This window comes from Deltaproteobacteria bacterium (assembly GCA_015233135.1).
Lineage (GTDB): Bacteria > UBA10199 > UBA10199 > JADFYH01 > JADFYH01 > JADFYH01.
Window position 1 is genome coordinate 1 of sequence record JADFYH010000024.1, and the last position, 17,835, is coordinate 17,835.

The window sequence follows — 17,835 nt, forward strand, 5'->3', positions numbered from 1 at the left end:
AAGATCCGTCGCTATTTTTTAGAGGAAAAAGTGGGTCCCTATCCTTGCGAACCACCGGGTCCCTATCATGCGTACAGGTGGGGCCCTATCATGCGAACTCCAGGCTCCCTGTCATGCGCGCTGACAAATGTTTGATTTCGCGCAAGGCACCCAAGGCTTGGCTCAAATGGGGAAATTGAGACGGGCTAATATTTGGCAGGGGCGCTTCTGCGGCAAGATGAGACGACAAGCGGGAATCGTTTGTCGGTAAAGTTGAAGATTGTATAGTTCTGTTTACGGTTACCATAAGTTTTTAAAGCTCCAGGGAAGCTGAAATGGCTCAGCTCCCGGTCTTAAAAGCTTATCGGTAGAGGGAAGAATTTGTTGCTAGGTTTTTTTTCTTAAGAGTATCGAGTCCTCTGTAACTTATTGAAGTGTTTTTTAAATCACTACCCGAACAACGTATAGCAATTCAAAGAAAAATACCTGAACGGGTAAGAAAATTGGATTTCTCCTTGAGAATTAAAGCAAATCCGATAAAGGTCGAGGGATGGATTTACTGAATGAAAATAGAGAATTAAAAACCTTAAAAAAGGTTATAGGGCAACTCGAAAAAGCTTCTATCCCCTATATGTTAACAGGTTCCATGGCTCTTAATTTTTATGGCCATCCTCGAGCAACTAATGATTTCGATATTGTCATTGAGATATCTGAAAAAGATATAAAAAAAATGGTCACTCTTTTCGAGCAAGATTCTTATATAAGTCTAGAGGCGGTCGAAGCGGCTATTAGCCAAGAAAGCATGTTTAATATCATTGATAATGAATCGGTCTTCAAAATTGATTTTATTATTCGCAAAAATGATCCGCTCTCTCTACAGCAATTCAAAAGGCGGCAAGTGAAGGAATTCTCCGGCATCAAACTCAATGTCATTTCTCCTGAAGATTTAATTTTAGCAAAGCTCCATTGGTCTCGAGAAAGTTTATCTGAAATACAGCAAAAAGATATTACAAATCTCATGAGAGTGCTTTCAAAAAAACTGGATTTTATTTATTTAGAAAAATGCGCCCAGTATTTAGGAATACTTGAGGAACTTAAAAAATTCTATGTATCGATCTGACACTTCCTTAGAAGTTCAAAAATTATATGACGAAAAAATAAAGGCTCTTTCGAGTGAAGAAAAATTTTTAAGGGGAATTTCCCTCACCCATTTCTGCCGTGAAATGTGTTGGGCTGGAATTCATGAACGTAATCCACTCATGAATTTACAAGAATCTAAAGTGAGTTTTTTCGAGACAGTTTATGGAGCTTGCTTCTCCAAACAAGAAAAGAAAAAAATTGCTGTTTTTTTTATGCAACACGGTAAAAAATCATAGCTCAACCATAACGAATAATTTGAAACATTTCCAAAAAGTGCCGTATCTTTGGGTGGAGAATTGAAATTTAAATTTTACACCTCATCAAAATCTAAACTTTAAAAAGTAAATAAACCCACATCCCCAAAGCCAAAGCAGTCTTCATAAAACTGGCAACCATGCGCGAAAAAAAGACGGCAAAAGCTGAAAGTGTGGCATTTTTAAACGACTGCCTTTTCACATACTCATAAACAAAGGCCCCTAAAAAAGTGCCCAGTAACAAACCCAAGAGAGATCCAATCAAAAAAACAGGCACACCTATCAAGGCCCCCAATAGGCCTCCGGCCAATGAAGCCCAGAATGCACCTGTAGATACTTGAAGCTTCTTAGCTCCCCAAAAAGAGACAAAGAGCTCAAGTATTTCACCCATAAGGGCTAGTATAAATAGAAGTGCTAAAACTTTAAAATCGGAACTGGAACGAGAAAAATTCCAGAGAAGGGAATAGAGAAAAGACAAGGCAAAAATCAGCCAGGTGCCGGGCAGACCTAGAGGGACAAGGGCAACACCGACCAGAGAGGCTAGAAGAAGGATTATTTCGGGGACGAAATGCATCACAGTAGCTTAAACGACCTTCGGTGTATTTCACAAGGCCCCTTTTGAGCCAGCTCCTCACGATGCCTTGCAGTCGGATAACCTTTGTGGATTCCAAATGAAAAAGCCGGAAACTCTTTTTCATACTCTTTCATCATCCGATCGCGAGTCACCTTGGCAATAATGGATGCAGCCCCGATGGAAACACAATGCAAGTCGCCCTGGATGATTGCTTTTTGAGGGAGACACAATGGCAGGCAATGTCGTCCATCGATTAAAAGAATTTCCGGTTTTAGCGAAAGCTGTTCAACAGCAATAGCCATCGCCTTGAGAGAGGCTTGAAAGATGTTAATTTCGTCAATTATTTGGGGAGAAACCACACCAACACCCCAGGCAAGCGCGACCTCTAAAATTTTTTGATATAAGTCATCTCTTTTTTGGGGGCTGAGTAATTTGGAATCGGTAATTCCATCAAAACCAGGAGGATGGGGCAAAATGACCGCTGCCGCCACGACTGGACCCGCCAGACAGCCTCGCCCAACTTCGTCGGTACCCGCAATCAAGGAGCAGGCTTGAGATCGAAGATAAGGCTCTATTTTTTTTGGATTGATAGATTGTGGAAAATGATTAAGCAGGTTGAGCTTCTGTAGATACCGCGACCTGAGGGGCAGGTTCCGGGATCAGTATTTTACGTTGTTCTTCGGTGATACGCGCCTTTTTACCCTTTAATTCACGCAAATAATAAAGTTTAGCACGTCGAACACGACCCCGAGCCAGTGTCTCGATTTTTTCGAGGGTGGGTGAATAGTAGGGAAAAATTCTTTCAACGCCAACGCCGTAGGACACTTTACGAACGGTAAAGGTGGAACTGAGGCCGTTGTTATGGATACGAATGACTACCCCTTCAAAAATTTGGATACGTTCTTTTTCACCTTCGATAATTCTACAGTGAACTTTAACGCTATCCCCGGCTTTAAAAGTACTGGCCTTTACGGCAGGTAAGTTTTGGTAACAAATTTTTTGTAAGGTATTCATAAAAACAGCTCCATCTCAATTTATAAGAAAGTATGGGGTTAAAAGGATTTTTGGTTTCTGACAAGGCGAAAATATGAGAAAAAGCGGAGTTTACTAAAAGTAAATGAGCATTTTGAACAGATTTTCAACGCCGTCAGAAACCAAAAGGACTTTAACCCTATAGTTTCTAAGTGGTCAAAGGCCGCGAGGATGTATCAGGATCCTTTTTTCTTGTCAAACTTATCTAAAAGATCAGGCCGGCGAATTCGTGTTTTTTCCAGGGCTTGTTCCAGACGCCAGGCTTTTATCTTTTTAGGATTGCCAGAAAGTAGGGTTTCGGGCACAGGCAAATCCTCAAAAACTTCAGGTCTTGTGTAATGCGGGTATTCGAGCAGGCCCCATTCGATCGATTCTTCCTGAAGCGACTCTTCTTTTCCTATCACCCCGGGGATGAGACGCAAACAGGCATCTATGACCACTTGAGCGGCCACTTCCCCACCGGACAAAATATAATCTCCAATCGAAATTTCTTCATCGACATATTTATCAATAATCCGTTGATCAATTCCTTCATAACGTCCACAGATTAAAAGAATATTTTCAAAATCAGAAACCCAGGACTTTATTTTTTCCTGCTTGAGAAGTGGGCCTTGGGGAGTGAGATAAATAAGCCTTCCCCCTGCTTCTCTTTGTTTATAATCCTGAATGGCAGCCGCCAAAGGGGCAGGACTTAGAACCATGCCCGCACCTCCACCATAAGGACTATCATCCACACGCTTGTGCTTGTTTTGGGTAAATAAACGCAGATCTTGTACTAGAACGGAAAATAGCTTCTTTTGAAGGGCCTTACCCACTAGGCTTTGCTGAAGGTAGGAATCAAAAAAGTGGGGAAAGATGGTGAGTATTTCAATTTTTTTAAGCATTTTTCTATAGAGAACACATTTTTTGTATATGTTTCCCCCTCTTAAGCTAAGAGGGGGTTAGGGGGCGTTATGGTAATTGCCTACAAGTGCGCCATAACCCCTCCCAACCTCCCCTTAGCTTAAGGGGAGGAGTAGGGAAAAACCTTATACTTAATCTAAATTACTCCAGCGCACGGTAATCACCTTTAAATCCCGATCCAGCTTCAAGACGAAATCTTTTACAAAAGGAATAAGTTCTTCCTTGTTAGTTGCTTCGTTGAAGACCTCTAAAAGCTCAGAAGCTCCATAGTACAGCAGATTTCTCACCTTTCCTAAACGCTGGGATTCTTCGTTCATCACTACAAAGTCCTTCAATTCAAAGGCATAAAACTCTTCGAGATTTTTGGACAGCTCCAAATCTTTTTTCAATAGGAAGAACTCCCTCCCTTTTAGGGCACTGACAGACTCCGGGGAGTGGAACTGCTCAAATTTTGCCACCCACATCTTAGGGAGCTGCTTGAGTGAGAGGAGTTGTAAAGGCTCAAAAGAAAAGCCCGCCGGGCTATAGTATAGCTGGCGGGCTTTTTTAATATTTTCGGAACGAAAATTATATAAATGTAATTTAAGTTCGCCTTTTATTCCCCAAGCAGAGCCGAATTTTCCAAGGGCAACAAATTCATTTTCGGCAGGGAGAGAGTGATGATCCATATTACTCAATAATTTCAAGAACGGTTCTCTTACGCAACTTGGTGGAAGTAGCCCCCAGGATAGTGCGCAGGGAACGCGCAGTACGCCCTTCTTTTCCAATAATTTTACCTAAATCGTCTTTGGCCACTTTCAACTCAATCACACTCGTGTGTTCCCCTTCTATTTCAGTGACCACCACTTCATCTGGTTTATCGACCAAGGCCTTCGCCATCACTTCTACGAGTTCTCGAAGAGTCATAATCATCTCCATTGTGAACTAAATCAGGGACTATTTAGTAGAAACCACTGCGGACTGAGCGGCTGTTTTCCGACCCACTTTTATAAGCTGGCCCACGGTTTCAGAAGGCTGCGCGCCCACACCCATCCAGTATTGCAGTCTTTCTTCTTTCAAACTTACTTTTTGATCTTTTTTTGCAGGATCGTAAGTCCCCAGAACCTCCAGATAACGGCCATCACGAGGACATTCCTTGTCTGCCACCACAATTCGGTAATAGGGTTTTTTCTTAGCTCCATGCCTCGCAAGGCGAATTCGAACTGCCATTGGGACTCCTTAAAAATTAAAAACAAATTTCCAAAAAAAGGCTTTTTCCTATACAAGAAGCTTTCCCAGGGCACAAGAGGTTTTTTTAGAGGGCAGAAATTCATTTAATCTCCACCCAAAACGACCGACTTCTCCCCTCATAACCACTCTCATAAAAAGGATGGGCCAAGGCGCCTGGGGCCTGAAAATTGCCCACCTGAGCCGCTCGCACGATGTGTCGCACTTTGTAGATGCCGTAGCTGGCATAAGGCGCCAGCCACATCACTCGATCGTCATGCAGTTCGTCGTGAGTGAAGAGCGAAGATCGATAAACAGGAGAAGTCATTTCTGCCGACTCGGCCAGACTTTCTGTTTGATAAGAGCCTGCATCGGAAAGGGAGAAATCCACCGCTTCAAATCCCGCAGGCAGCAAATGCTCGACCATCAATTGGTTCAAAGCTTGTTCCGCAATCACCATCAGTGTCACCTTATAATTTTCACCCAGTTCAAATTGAGTCAGCGGATGCTCTTCTTTGAGGTCTTTCAAATCGTAAAATTCGCGCTGAACCATCAAGCCTTCTTCTGCGCGCGGGATAGCATCCAGAGGATAATAGGCACTAAGTTCTGCTTGATAATAAAGGGCAGAGTTGGAATCGGAAGTGCTGAGTTTCATCTCGAGCGGCTGGGTCTGATGGGTCAACTCCGTCACCGAGTATTGTTTTTGTATCCAGCTGGCGAGCGAGAAAGGAAACATTTTTTCTTGCGTGAGATCTTTTCCCACTTGCAGTTTGACGTCGATTTTATTGGCTGTATTGGAATCGGAGGCAGCAAGATTGGAGTATTGAAGCAAGGCCATCAAGGCCTCGCGGGTGGCTTGCGTATTTCCCAGGTTTCCACCTTTCATTTTTGAAATCAGATAACGCACACTGGGCAATACCAATTCGTCTTTGGGATCATAGGCCAGAAAGGCGCGCAGCACTCGGGCGCTGATCGTCACTTCATCGTAGACCCTCGCCGTATCTTTCCAATAGGCCCTTTCCCCTTGTTCACTCTTTTGCCTTTGGACTTCATTTCTCAGTAAATCAATCGCGGGACTGAGCGCCGTATTTTTCTTACCGGATATTTTTTGAGTGATGGAGGTCCACAGCGAAGACTGAGTGGACGCGCTCTCGGGGCCGGGTGCGAGGATGCTCTGCGCCAGAACCAGACTGGCCAGGCCCCGCGTAGAAAATCGATCGAGGTATTTGAGAGCCGTCTGGATCTGCTCTCGGGCTAAGGCATTATCCCTCGCCATCTTCTGACCCAACTCCAGCATCGACCAAGCGAGCTCTACACGAGAATCCAGCGCATATTGATCTGCAGAAGCTTTGGGATCATTGGGAGCAGGAAGTGTTTTTTGGGCGTTCAGTACCGATTGAAGATAGTCCAATAAATCGACGGCCACTTTATTATCGTAACTCTCTGTTGGATAAAGCGCCAAAACTCGGGCCACCAAGGCCGAGACAAAAGGGTCCGAGCCTTGATCTTGAGTCCAAAAGTTAAAACCCCCATCTCTTTTCTGAAAGGTTTTCAGCTCGGCCAGCGACTTGGAATAAATTCGTTTTAGGGCCTCTTCATCCAGACTTCCATCGTCTTTGATCTTAAAATTCTGCTTCAGCAAAGCTTCCCAGGCCTGAGGAATTTTTGTGCCTTTTTGATGAAATTGTTTTTGCAAATCTGCAAGCTCGTGCAAGGCAATGAGCGCCGAGCTGCGCTGTTCGGCGCATCCATAGGGATAAGACAAAAGATAAGCGAAATTTTTCTGTAAAAGTGAAAGTGGAGAGCTGGAAACTTCCACCTCAAGCCCTCCCCGATCTTGCCTCAGGTTTTGAGGCATCTGAATTTTTTCGACAGTCTGATCACGAGTAGCTCCAGAGGCTGTATAAATTTGAGGGAGGGAACGATCGTAAACCGGAAACGAATTTTCCAGAATATCCAACACGGATCCACTGGCATCTTTGAGGGTAAAGGCAATTTTTGCTTCATTGGCACTGACACCCGCCAGTTCATATTCCAAGGGGTTTCGCTCATGGGCAGGCAGTTTTATTTCAAAAGTTTTTTCCGATTTGAGGGCCGCGCCGCCTTGCACCGCAATTTCCAAACTGCCTTGAAAATTTTCTTCGGAATTATTTTCTACAAAGACTGTCGGCTTTGCGACATCTTCCACCGCCAAGAAGCGAGGAAGCGAAGGCCGCGCAAATACGGGAACACCCGATTTAAAGGTATTAAAAGCGGATCCCACGCGGGTCTCGCTCGTCACCGCCAGGGCCTCCGCCACCCAAGTGGTCAAGTTGTCAGGCAGATTAAACTCCACCCAGGCCTCTCCATTGGCTGCGGTCTTTACGTGGCCACTAAAGAAGGCCGTGTCCAAAAACTTGTTTCGTTTTTTCTGATCCACCACATCGTTTTCGCCGTCTCCACTCTTAAAGTGGATCATGTTTTCTGCCGTGAACACGCCTAACTTACGAGGGAAATAAAAATAGTCGACCAGATTGGGACTTTCATAATCAATCAATCTTAAAACCGATTCATCGGCCACCGAGACGATGACGTCTGCAGCCAGTGGCCTTCCCTTTTCATCTAAGGTAGTAATTTTGACGCGCGCTTTTTCTTTGGGCTGATATTTGGCTTTCTCCGGCTCTACCTTCACGACCACACTTTTGCGCTCAGGAGAGATTTTCAGTTCGGTCATTCCCATCTTCATCGTTGCGTCTTCGTCACCTTGCTTATTAAAGAGCAATAGGCTCACATAGACATTGGGCAGATAATCTTCCTGGATGGGAATATTAAAAGTATTTTGACCTTCAAAATGAATTACTTCCTGCTTCAGCACTCCCGCACGCTCCACCGTCAAAAGCCCAGTGGATCCGGGTTTGGCTTCCGGCACCAGAATTTTCGCCACCTCCCCTACCTTATAAAAGTTTTGATCGGTGGCCAGGGCCATCCTCACATCGCTGTTGGCTTTGTAAGCCAGATCGGGATCTCCGCCCACCCCCACCAGCGTAGCCGCCTGATTGATGCGCCCTTTTTCATCCTGGATCTCGGCTTCCAAACGATAATAGGCCCCTTTCGAAGTAGCGGGAAAGGTCCAAGTGCCTTGGGCTTGAGCGTCACTTTGAACACTGCTGGTCGTAATTAATTTGTCTTCGGGTTCCGATTCAAACACCCAATTTCCATCTTCATTGCGTTTTTTGATGGTCTTGTATTCGCGGCTATAAAGCTTCAAAGAAATACTGCGATTGGGGAGGCGCTGACCCTTGGTATTTAAAGTGACCAGATTGAATTGCAAGGGCTCCCCGGCATTAATCACTTTTTGTTTGGCCTTCACTCCCACATAGGCGGCAGCCCGATGCACCATGAAATCTTTGACGGCAAAAATCTGGGCCCCTAATTCCTTGGCGGACACGCTTAAAGTATAGAGTTGCGCGGTTTCGTCTTCCTTTAAATTGGGAGTGGTGTTGATTTCAAAAAGCCCCTGCTCATCCAGCTTATCGTAGACATCCGCCACCACTACCGCCTCAATACCCGTTTTGTTATCACTGCTGGCAGGATCATGCTTGATCTTGGGATCCATAATCCGGGAATCCGAATCGGTGGAATAAACTCCCGACGCGAGGACCTTTCCATCTTCTTCAAAAAAATCTTTTTCTTCTGAATAAGAAGTGTCTCCATAATTTCCCTTCTTCTTCTTTTTTAAGATCTTTTCTTCATCCACAAAACTGTAATCCTGAAAGGCCTTGGGTTTAAAGCGATAGGCCTCTTGTCGGATATTCCAGCTGAGTTCGGCATTTTTGAGTTTTGCCCCAAAATAATATTCCCCCTGGGCCTTTATCTTGATGGGCTCTCCGCTCAAGGCCTCGTCCGTACTGGACGAAAGAGACAATTTAAAATCCGGTTTCTTGTAGCTGTTCACATAAAAGATTTTTGTAAAACTCTGGGTCTTGGCTTCTCCCTTCCAGGACAGCGTGGGGATAGAAATGTTGAGACTGTAGCGCCCGCGGGGAATCTCTTCTCCGCCCAAGAGGATTTCATCTTCCAAGACTCCCGTCACAGAAAGAGGGAGCTTTTTCTTGTAGATCTCACTGTGATTCGAATCGACAATCTTCAAATCTACTTCCTTCAAATCGCTGGGCAGATGATACACCCCTTCACGAAGCCCACGGACAAAGCCTGAGAAAAATACCTTCTGGCCAGGGCGATAGACGGGTCTATCGGTATGCAAAAAGGCAAAGTAGTTTTTAACCTGAGTGGGTTTTTCAAACTCGTAACCAAAAGAAGAGGCCTCCAGACCTTCGACATCTTTTTCAGTGGAGAGGAGGCTGTAATATTTGGGATCGTCTACAATGACGGTCAGATGCCCTTCGTACTCGGCGGGAAGATCAATTTGATTGTTCAACAATTCTAAAATTCCATCGCTATTCGTATAACCCGTGGCCACCAATTGCTGGTCTCTCCAGATTTGGATGGGCAGCTGAGCCAAGGGTTTTCCGCTTTCGATATCCAGGGCCCAGACCACCGTCTTGTTTTCATAATGCTTTAAGGCCAGAGCCGTTTGCGTCAAAAGCAGGGTCTTGCTGGTCGTCACCGGTTCCGCTTGTACCAAGGTCTCGGTGTCGATACCCAACTTTTTCACCTTCTTCTTGAGTGTCATTTCACTCATCGGAAAAAACGTCACCTCCAGCATATAAAAACCCGCCTGCAAATGGGGATAGGCCTCTGCTAGACTAATTTTCCCGTGGTAGTACTCATCGTAAGGCGCAGAAATCGTAAACTCTTTCAGATAAGGATCTTTGGCCTCTTCGCTTTTATTTTTCTCTTCTGCTGCATCCACTGAAGAGGCATTGGCCTCATAAGAATCTTCTCCTTCTCCCTCTTCACTTTGAGCATTCTCACAAGGGTTTCCATGAGACAAGGTACTCGCTGAAGCCCGACAAGGAATTAATTTCAGCTGCATCTTTTCGGCATTGATGCTGGTGTAGGGAAGCAGCGGAAGCTTTTTGGAATAGAGCATTTTTTTGGTGATGTCGAGAGTGCCTTCCAAACCCGCATGCATTGTTTGAAATAATATTCTTTGCGGCGTCAGGTCTGGCCTGTCTGTTTGTCCCAATCGATCTTCCAAGGCCTTGGTAATTCTGATTTCATAAGGATGATTGAATTTGCTCGAAGGGCTGACACAAGCCGTGCGTTGGGGAAGATCTTGAGGATCGGTAGCAGTTTCCATTTCTGAATTTTCTTCTTCTTCAGAACCATAAACGCGGTCTTGATAATAATAAGTGATTCTAGCGCTAGGGTCCGGTTTCTCAGCCCCTTGGGGGATAAATTGCACGGACGATTCAAAGTTTTTTCTATTAATCGGATTGTTAAACTCGAAACAAATATCTCCGGTCGGCAGTTTCTTATCCAGTTTGATCGTTCCACGGCTGAGGAAAAGTTTTTTCAGTTCTTTTGCATCTTCCGTCCGCGAAAAAAGCTGGTCGGTGACGGATTCGTCCTGAGACCAGACATTGGAATCGGGATAGGCATGGGCCACATAGATGCGTTCCAATTTCATGGGCTCCGCGGTGTGCATCCCCAGTTTGGGCGAGACCGAGGTCTTTCGATCTCCTGTTAGCGGAGAAAGCTCTTTCGCCAAAAGAAATTCATATTCGGTATTGAGCTTCCAGCCTTTGTCAGCAGACACAAAAAGGGTTTCGCTCAAGTCTTCTGCTTTTTTGGGGGCTTCCCAGGAAAATTTCATCTTCTCTTCGCAGTCGCTACTTTGAATTTTATCGTGAGAACGATTATTTGGATAAAGAGGATCCGCTTCGCGCGTAATCGTATGGCAGCTCAGCCCGGCCTCTATTTCGGCACGATTCATTTTCTGGGAAAAATTGATTTTGAGAGGCGTGGAAACCTTGACAAAGCTCTGTCCTGAGCGCGGAGAGACAAAGCGGGCCACGGGTTCCGAGGTATGAAACTCAATAACATGTTCTTTCGCGAGTTCCTTTCCATCCAGCGACTTTAAACCCTTGGGCAAAATAGCCCTAAAATTTCTGGCCAAGGGAAGCTCTTCCAAAAATCGATATTCCATCCCCTTGGACCCCACCCAGCGAAATTCTCCTTTGATAGGAGGTTCTATTTTCAAATCGATACCAGGATGTTTATCCGGATCCACTTCAGTAAAGGGAATCATGGGATGATCGAATAAAATTTTTATTCCTTCCGACTGGGCTGGGATTTCACCCATCGGAGAGGCAATCAAGACATGCAGCCCTTCTGCGGGATTCGGCGCCTCCTGATTCAAATTCATCTTTTTTAAATCGACCTTGTTGATTTGCAACACTTGCTTGAACTTGGGTTTTTCAAAATGATGCACGAGCCAAGCGCCGATGGGAAGCAAGAGGAAAATGGAAAGGAGAAAAATCCAGAGAGGAAAATTGGAATCGGGATCTTCGATAATTTTTTTGAAATCGATTTTATCGAATTTCATGGAGGGCCTCTTTTATTAAAAACTTGAGTTCCGCAGATTTTAAGAATCATTTTTTGCTCATTCTTGGCAAGTCCCCACCTATAAAGCATTTCCCCTCTCCCCTTGAGGGAGAGGGTCAGGGTGAGGGGTATTTCTAGTGCACTCAGGATCACCCTCTCTCTGACTCTCTCCCCTCAAGGGAGAGAGGACTTTTCAGAGTGGCTTCTTACTAAAATCTGCGGAACTCAAGTTAAAAACTTACCTAAAAGCGTGGAGGATAAAGGCTGGAAAATTAAAAATCAAGTCCTAGGGGATCCTTAATAACTCCCCGAAGGCTCAGTAATCTGACCTTGACTCTCGATAATTCCAGTAAACATAGACGAGGCGATAACCTGATTAAAATGAAGAGTGCAATTAAAAATCAACGGGTACAAATATAGGACTTTTTTGGAGCTCTATCCAAAATAGTCTGGACTTTTTTGGAGTTCTATCCAAAATAGTCTGCATGCTCCCCAAACGCTCACTTTTTCAATTGTTGGAAGAAAGACACTTCCCTCACCACAAAATGGCCTTTCTCGTGGGGCCACGGCAGGCAGGAAAAACCTTTCTGGCAAAGGCACTTCTTAAAGAGCATTCCTGTTCTCCCCTTTATTACAATTGGGACGATGCCTATCAAAAAAAGAAGTTATTGAAAGATGCCTATTCTTTCGAAAAAGATTTTCCCTCTGCAAAACAACCTTTAGTCGTTTTTGATGAAATTCATAAGTATTCTCGCTGGAAAAATTTTTTAAAGGGAGTTTACGATCGATTTTATCCGGAAGTGGATTTTTTAATCACCGGCAGCGGCCGCTTGGACGTCTATAAAAAAGGCTCAGACAGTTTATTTGGACGCTTTTTCATTTATCACCTTCTTCCCTTAAGCGTAGGCGAACTGCTGGAGAATGGCCTCACTCCCCTTTCAAAACAGTTTCAAAATTTTGAGGAAAATAAAAAAGCCCGAATTCTCTATGAAAACTTATGGAACTACTCCGGTTTTCCAGATCCTTATCTCAAAAAAGATGAGGCCTATTACCAGCAATGGGAAAACCTGCGAAGAGAGCTGGTCCTCCGACAAGACGTACGGGATTTAAGCAGTGTAAAAGAGTTGGGCATGATGGAACATTTATTTCATCTATTACCCGAACGAGTGGGCTCGCCCCTTTCCATCAACTCCCTCACTCAGGATATTGAAACCACTTTTAAAACGATTCAAAATTGGATCCACATTTTGGAGCGGGTTTATTATCTTTTTTGCATTTCGCCTTATTCGAAAAAAATGGCCAGGGCGATCAAGAAAGAAAAGAAGGTTTTTTTATGGAATTGGAGAGAACTAGAAGACGAAGGAAAAAGGTTCGAAAACCTGGTTGCAGTTCATCTCAAAAAATTCGTCTCCCTCTATAATGATTTTGGTCTGGCAAAACTTTCACTTCATTACTTACGAGATAAAAATAAGCGGGAAGTGGATTTCATCCTTCTAAAAAATGAAAAACCCTGGGTATTGATTGAAGCCAAACTGAGTGATCAAGCGGTTTCCAAAGACCTGCTTTATTATTCTGATCTGTTGAAGCCTGAGCATGTGTTTCAAATTGTTTCTACTCCAAATGTGTATTTCAAAAAGACCACGGAGACTCAAAAAGCTTGGGTGATGAGTGCCGATCGGTTTTTGGCGGGTCTGGTTTGACTTAAAAAAACCTTTTTCAGTTCCACCTGCAACTCAAAATCAATTTCTGTCATCTGATTTTTAGTCCCGAGGTGCTACAACAACACGAAAACCGGTATCTCTTGCGCCAAGATTAGGCGAGCGACTGTCCCGACGGGCCGCCAGCGCGTTCTCGGCACGTTTGAAGTCCCAGGTAAAACCACGCAGCTCGCGTTTAATAGAACCATTAATTATTACCGGATTTCGAAACCCTGCTGTTGTCTTGGCCAGTCCCTCTAACCTTGTTCGATACCAACCATTGCACCACTCCAAGACTCCATTGATCCTAACTCCCAAGGGGCCAGGAGGAACTGCATCCACCTCTAAGGGCCCATCCTCCCATCGTCGATTAAAATCAGCATTCTCTGCATTCGGTGCTTGTCCATCACTGGTCCCATATTTAAAATTGCGGCATTGTTTCGTTTGAGGATCAACTCCCCCTCTCCTTACAAACTCAGCCTCTGCGGCGCTGGGTAGGCGGCCCGGCTGCCCCGTGAGTATTCTTCCCGCCCAATCACAAAAGCCCAAGGCCCCTACCCAGCTTACATGAGCGGGTTGGTTGGGTCTGTTTACTGGGAGGACTGGGTTGGCTATTTTTCTAACTGTTGGCACGACTCGTTCGATGCGTAATCCATTGGGATATTCAGTGGGATTCCCTTGATCATATCGATTGAGATCGAATTGCCTGTTTGAAAAAAATGCCCGGGCCTGGTCATCATTTCCACAACATTCGATAATTGCCTGCAAAGCCGCTTCTACAGTGACAGCTTCCCCCTTAATGACTTCATTAAAATAAGCCTGGGCATCCTCTTCTGTTTCAAAACGACCCACGACCCAACAAAAGGGATTTCCTTTTTCTGTGGCAATAAGCGCGTAAGGTGTTTTTGACATCTCTCTTTGATAAAGCTCAAAGGCCGCATTCGTCACCACGGTTTCAGTCATACCAAAATCAGGCAGACTAAGCTCTTGAACAGGGCGTTTATCTAAATAAGCATCAGGGCCTTCTTCGCCCATTCTAAATCTACCCCCGAGAATTCGAACGAAGCTCATTAGTTGTGAAAGAGGATGCGCCTTGGCAAGCGCGTTTACACCGAGCACCCTTTCCAGCTCTGCAATTTTGGCCTCTGTCTCAGTAATCAATTTCTCCACCTCTCGCCGTTCATCCCCTCTTCTGGTTGTTGCCAGGCGTCTTTGCAAATCAGCAAGATCTCCTTGATAAACCGAAAGGTCCTCTCGTGTTCCTCGTGTTCTCGGACCAATTCCCCCCTCCCCCACCGCTCCCATCGCCAGCATCAAGGTTTGCAGCTGTGTTTGATGCCAAATCTCTGGGATTCGGCCTGCAAACTCGATGAAGTCTTGGCAGCTGGGGGATTCTACCGTAGGGGCGGCCCTCTGTGGCCGCCCGTCACCATTTGCGGTCGGGCACGGAGGCCCAACCCTACGAAGAAGATGACTTCCAACTGCAAACATCCCATGCCCCACACAAAAAGCCGCATCCGTTACACTATTTTTGATCAGCTCTCGCCAGTTCAAGGCATCTCTCCAAACTTCTCTTTGCTCCACGGCTTCAAATACATTGCGATGTAAAATCTGGCGTGAGACTTTATTGATTTGATGCCCCGCGAAGATCTCTAGTCCTGTTGCCACACAATTCGTCGCCCCACCGATCAATCTTCCTAAAATAAAGCTACCTGTGCTTCCGCCCAGCGCATGGCCCAGCACCTCCGCGGCTCCCAGGTTACCCATGCTGAGTAAATCTTGGGCCGAAAATGAGTTGGACGAATAGGACTGATGGGACAAATAGGCCTGGATGTTTCCGGAAAGATATTGATTCACCAGGTGCGTGACGGGAATACGAATACAGAATGCGGCCACTCTACCGAGTGCGTTATTGCCGACAAAGGCAATCAGACCTTGGCCGGCAGCCCTTCCTGCGAAGCCGGCGGGGATTCCGGCAGCCACCGCTATCCCCAGCTGTAGAGCAAAAGATTGGGTACAGATTTCCTGATCGAAAAACTCCAATGCCGGTCGGGCACAGAGACCCGATCCTACGGAAGAATACAGAGAGGAAAACAGGGAATGTTTGGCTCGGCGCAAGGCGCCCAAGATTGGGCTCAAAGGAGAAAATTCAGGGACAGCATTTGCGGATACAGAGGCTTCAGCGCCTTGATGTACGGCTAGATCAGCGCTATTTATAACCAATGTTAATGCTTGCGTAGTTCTGTTGATTGTAACCATAAGTTTTTAAGCCTTAAGAGAATAGTCAATCTTTCAGTTCTAAAAGCTTATCGGCACAGAATAGAAATTGTTGTGTAATCTTTTCAAAAAAGGATTTATTTCTATTATGCACACTCTCCCGTCGAGGGAGAGGGTGGGGGATGAAAAATCGCGTAATCTGAGTAAATAAGTTTTTTTCAAAAACTCAATTACCTCTCAATCTCACTCACCTTCATCCTCACTCGCCTCGCCTTTTCCTCTCCCACAAAGGCCTTCAGCTCATGAGTTCCCGGATTTAGACTCAAAAAAAACTTGTTCTCACTCATTTTGCTCTGCCTCAAGAACTCACCATCCAGCATCCAGGTGATTTTGGTTTCTGTCCCCTTATATTTTTTCTGTATGGCCTCGGGGATTTTCAATTCGCATAAAATTTTTTGATCTTCTTTTTTCTTGTGGAGATCAAACAAATAATGTGCCCCATCGGTGGGACGAATAAAGCGTAAACTTTCGTGCGGGGCTTTTGCAGACAGGTTTTCCTGGTTTTGAGGCAGCCATTCCAAACCCACTTTTTGACACACTTCATCTTCGCAAATTGCCTTTTGGACCAGGTTTGCAGGGCGATTAAAATATTGAGCTTCTTTTCCTTCTTCCAGAAATTGCATGATTTGATGCCATAAAGGAACCGCCGCCTGGGCTCCGGTAAAACCCGGCATGGGGCTATTATCGGTATGCCCCACCCAAACACCTACCACATAACGAGGGCTATAACCCATAGCCCAGGCATCCCTGGAATCATGCGAAGTGCCAGTTTTAATGGCTACTTTTTTCTCTTCAATATTCATCAAGTCCGCATCTCCAAAGGCCAGGCGGCGCGCTTCAGAATCACTCAGAATACTGGTCACTAAAAAGGCCGCCTGTTTTTTGGGGCCGCTTTCGTAATCACCTTTGTCATCCCGCCCTCGCTGGAATGACAAGGTCGAGGATCTTGCATCTATAATCAATTCACGAAATTCCCCGCCTCGGGCCAAAGCGGCGTAGGCATTGCTCAACTCCAATAAAGTGACTGAGCCCGAACCCAAGGTGAGCGCCAAGCCATAGTGGGCGGGAGATTCATCGAGAGATCTAAAACCAAACTCATGCAGTAAATCCAGATAATAGGAAGTACCCATTTCTTCGAGGGTAAGTACGGCAGGGATGTTGAAAGAATTCGCCAGGGCTTCGCGTAAGGTAAGTACCCCGTGATAACGCCTATCAAAATTACGGGGGCTATAGGCCACATCTTCCAATTGATAAAAATGATAAGGCGCATCAACCACCAAATCAGAAGGGAAACGCCCATGTTCAAAGGCTAGAAAGTAAGTAAAAGGTTTGAGGGTGGAACCGGGCTGGCGCAAAGCGAGGGCATGGTTGACCTGCGCGCCTTCCCGGGATTCAAAAAAGTTTGCAGAACCTACCAGCGCCTGAAGCGAAGAGCTTTGCACATCAATCACCACCAGGGCTGCCTGAATTTGAGGGTCGCTCTTCTGCAGTTCCTGCACGCCTTCTTGCACAATTTCAGAGGCTTTTTTTTGCAGGTCTTTATTGAGGGTGGATTGAAACACAAGATCGGCATCGGGCTGAGCGGCTTGAATTTGGGCCTTATTTTTAAGCCAGGCCAGCAAATGGGGAGAGGCATTATTGAGGCTTGGTTTTTCTTTGATTTCCTGCACTGCCTCGGGCCGCTTAAAATGACGCGCTAAAGTTTTTATTTCTTCGTCATTCAGCAACAGATTAGGTTTTCCGAAATAGGCCTTTGACGCGGCTTCCACGCCATAAAGCCGATGTCCCAGATAGGCATTATTGAGATAGCGTTCTAAAATTTCCTGTTTCGTATAATGCAACTCGCAATCGAAGGCCAAAAAACTTTCCATCATTTTCCAAAACAGATTTCTGGAAACCCGATGGCCCAAATAGTTTTCGAGTAACATTTTGGAATATTGCTGAGTCAGCGTAGAAGCCCCTTGCACCAGACGCAGCGATTTTAAATTTACCCACAGCGCACGACCGATGGCAAAAGGATCAATTCCAAGATGCCCATAAAAGCGATGGTCTTCCTGATTCAACAAGGCCTGAACAAGCTGGGGATGAATTTGCTCCAAGGGTTTCCACTGCCTGTAACCAAAGCGCTCGCTACTTTGTTGGGCCAGAGTTTGATTTTCTGTATCGAGGATATAAATATTTTGGCGAGGGTTGGGAGAGTGGCGAATTTTTTCGAGGAAGTAAGATGTGGTAAACAGGAAAATTAATATTAAAAAAAGAAAGCGGTGGGTAGTGAGCATAAAAT

General features: G+C 45.3%; 14 protein-coding genes. 3 read left to right on the forward strand and 11 right to left on the reverse strand.

What is annotated here, in order from left to right; translation table 11 throughout:
* Positions 1 to 88: 88 nt before the first annotated feature.
* Positions 89 to 286 carry a hypothetical protein gene (locus HQM15_08460; protein MBF0492798.1) on the reverse strand — a complete coding sequence of 66 codons (198 nt, stop codon included), beginning with the start codon at positions 284 to 286 and terminating at the stop codon, positions 89 to 91.
* A gap of 243 nt (positions 287 to 529) precedes the next feature.
* Between HQM15_08460 and HQM15_08465 the strand changes: the two genes are divergently transcribed.
* Positions 530 to 1,099, forward strand: a complete 570-nt coding sequence (locus tag HQM15_08465) for a hypothetical protein (protein ID MBF0492799.1) — start codon at positions 530 to 532, stop codon at positions 1,097 to 1,099.
* Complete coding sequence (locus HQM15_08470) at positions 1,086 to 1,355, forward strand: hypothetical protein (GenBank protein MBF0492800.1); 270 nt, start codon at positions 1,086 to 1,088, stop codon at positions 1,353 to 1,355. Before HQM15_08465 ends, HQM15_08470 begins: the two co-directional genes overlap by 14 nt.
* Positions 1,356 to 1,446: 91 nt before the next feature.
* Here the strand turns inward: HQM15_08470 and HQM15_08475 are convergent, their stop codons facing one another.
* From HQM15_08475 to HQM15_08510, 8 genes are all read right to left on the reverse strand, one after another.
* Positions 1,447 to 1,947, reverse strand: coding sequence for a DUF456 domain-containing protein (locus HQM15_08475; protein MBF0492801.1), 501 nt, complete (start codon positions 1,945 to 1,947; stop codon positions 1,447 to 1,449).
* Complete coding sequence (locus HQM15_08480; GenBank protein ID MBF0492802.1) at positions 1,947 to 2,537, reverse strand: ribonuclease HII; 591 nt, start codon at positions 2,535 to 2,537, stop codon at positions 1,947 to 1,949. The genes HQM15_08475 and HQM15_08480 overlap by 1 nt, the downstream gene beginning before the upstream one ends.
* A 16-nt stretch (positions 2,538 to 2,553) precedes the next feature.
* Positions 2,554 to 2,961: a 50S ribosomal protein L19 gene (gene rplS / locus HQM15_08485; GenBank protein ID MBF0492803.1), complete on the reverse strand. Its 408-nt coding sequence runs from the start codon at positions 2,959 to 2,961 to the stop codon at positions 2,554 to 2,556.
* A 194-nt stretch (positions 2,962 to 3,155) separates the two neighbouring features.
* A complete protein-coding gene (trmD, locus tag HQM15_08490) occupies positions 3,156 to 3,863 on the reverse strand; it encodes a tRNA (guanosine(37)-N1)-methyltransferase TrmD (protein MBF0492804.1) in 708 nt (235 codons plus the stop codon).
* Positions 3,864 to 4,013: 150 nt separating this feature from the next.
* Entirely contained in the window at positions 4,014 to 4,550 is a 537-nt protein-coding gene (gene rimM / locus HQM15_08495; protein ID MBF0492805.1) for a 16S rRNA processing protein RimM, read from the reverse strand.
* 1 nt (position 4,551) lies between these two features.
* Positions 4,552 to 4,788, reverse strand: a complete 237-nt coding sequence (locus tag HQM15_08500) for a KH domain-containing protein (protein ID MBF0492806.1) — start codon at positions 4,786 to 4,788, stop codon at positions 4,552 to 4,554.
* 30 nt (positions 4,789 to 4,818) lie between these two features.
* A complete protein-coding gene (gene rpsP / locus HQM15_08505) occupies positions 4,819 to 5,091 on the reverse strand; it encodes a 30S ribosomal protein S16 (GenBank protein MBF0492807.1) in 273 nt (90 codons plus the stop codon).
* Between the two features lie 100 nt (positions 5,092 to 5,191).
* Positions 5,192 to 11,578: a hypothetical protein gene (locus HQM15_08510; protein ID MBF0492808.1), complete on the reverse strand. Its 6,387-nt coding sequence runs from the start codon at positions 11,576 to 11,578 to the stop codon at positions 5,192 to 5,194.
* A 484-nt stretch (positions 11,579 to 12,062) separates the two neighbouring features.
* Here HQM15_08510 and HQM15_08515 point away from each other — a divergent pair, with 484 nt between their 5' ends.
* Positions 12,063 to 13,277, forward strand: coding sequence for an ATP-binding protein (locus HQM15_08515; protein ID MBF0492809.1), 1,215 nt, complete (start codon positions 12,063 to 12,065; stop codon positions 13,275 to 13,277).
* Positions 13,278 to 13,337: 60 nt separating this feature from the next.
* Here HQM15_08515 and HQM15_08520 read toward each other — a convergent pair whose 3' ends face one another.
* Positions 13,338 to 15,533 (reverse strand): SUMF1/EgtB/PvdO family nonheme iron enzyme, encoded by a 2,196-nt coding sequence (locus tag HQM15_08520; GenBank protein MBF0492810.1) that lies wholly within the window; start codon positions 15,531 to 15,533, stop codon positions 13,338 to 13,340.
* Positions 15,534 to 15,721: 188 nt separating this feature from the next.
* Positions 15,722 to 17,830: a transglycosylase domain-containing protein gene (locus tag HQM15_08525; protein MBF0492811.1), complete on the reverse strand. Its 2,109-nt coding sequence runs from the start codon at positions 17,828 to 17,830 to the stop codon at positions 15,722 to 15,724.
* Positions 17,831 to 17,835 lie beyond the last annotated feature (5 nt).